We start from the raw sequence: 1,238 nt of genomic DNA, 5'->3' as shown, positions 1-1,238 counted from the left end.
AACACCTGCGGCACGTCGTCGACCACGGTGACCGTCGCCTTGCCGGTCAGCGTGACCGTATCGCCGTCGCCGTCCTTGGCCTGGAACACCGAGCCGAGGTCGATGCCGGCCACGCTGCCGCTGCCCAGATGCGTCTGCAGCGCGGTGTTCTGGTCCGATGTTCCGGCCGGCGGTGCGACATGATCGAGCTGGTCGAACTGGCGCACCACGAAGGCGCCGCTCGAGGCGTTCAGCGTCACCGTCATCACGGTGCGGTCGCCAAACGGGTTGTAAGCGCCGTTGTGGTTGCTGTCGGCAAAGCCGACCAGCGTGTTGCCCTGGACCATCCAGCTCAGCTCGGCGCCCTTCGACGACAGCCCGATCGCCGTCAGGTCTGCGGCCGCCGTGCCGGTGAAGCCGAAACCGCCGCCGGCGGCCGGGCCGTCGGCGCCGAAGTCGACAAGCCCGTTCAGCGAGCCGGATGCGATCGCCGCACCCAGCGGGAACTCCGTGCCCGAACCGTCGCCGGACCCGTCATAGGGCGAGGTTCCCTGCGACAGCAGGCTGGCAATGTCGTCCTCGTCGATCGTCACCGGGGCGGCATGGCCGCTCAGGACCTTCGGCCCGTCGTCTTCGAAGACGATCTTGGCGCCGATGGCGAGCGACTGGCTGACTGTGTCGCCGTCGAAGTCGGTGACAGTGACCACCGCATTGATCTTGTCCGACAAGTTGACCGGCTCATTGTAAGAACCGCCCGAACCGTTGCCGGCCAGCGGATGCTGCAGCGACAGATACTGTGCCGTCGAGATATGGCCGGTCTGGTCGACCGAGACCGCGAAGGCAATGGCGCCGCCGGGATTGGCCGTACCGTTCGCGTTGTCGACGCGGCCGACGATCAGATTGCCTTCCTTGAACAGCGAGATCTCGTGCCCGTCGGTCGTCTTCAGGCCCGAATCCGTGCCCGGCGCTGCAACCGCAAGACTGAGCACGGCCGCGCGCGGCTCGTCCGTGCCGGGCAGCGAGCCGAACAGCACCACCGGCAGGTTGCCATGCGCATAGCCCAGGCTTGCCGCGCCCAGTCCAAGCGAATCGAACTGGTGCGCGACCGAGGCGCTGTTGGTGTCGTCGTTCTGGTTGCCCGCCGTCTCGTCATGCACGACCGACACGCCGGTCGCGGCGATAAACACCTGCGGCACGTCGTCGACCACGGTGACCGTCGCCTTGCCGGTCAGCGTGACCGTATCGCCGTCGCCGTCCTT

General features: G+C 67.4%; 1 protein-coding gene. It reads right to left on the bottom strand.

The features are described from left to right. The coding region (locus FJ426_RS31585) for a DUF5801 repeats-in-toxin domain-containing protein (protein ID WP_210242346.1) at positions 1-1,238 on the bottom strand (1,238 nt) is incomplete at both ends.

The organism is Mesorhizobium sp. B2-6-4, from assembly GCF_006441495.1.
Lineage (GTDB): Bacteria > Pseudomonadota > Alphaproteobacteria > Rhizobiales > Rhizobiaceae > Mesorhizobium.
Note: the sequence above shows the minus strand (reverse complement) of the source record. Positions and strands in the feature narration are given on the sequence as shown.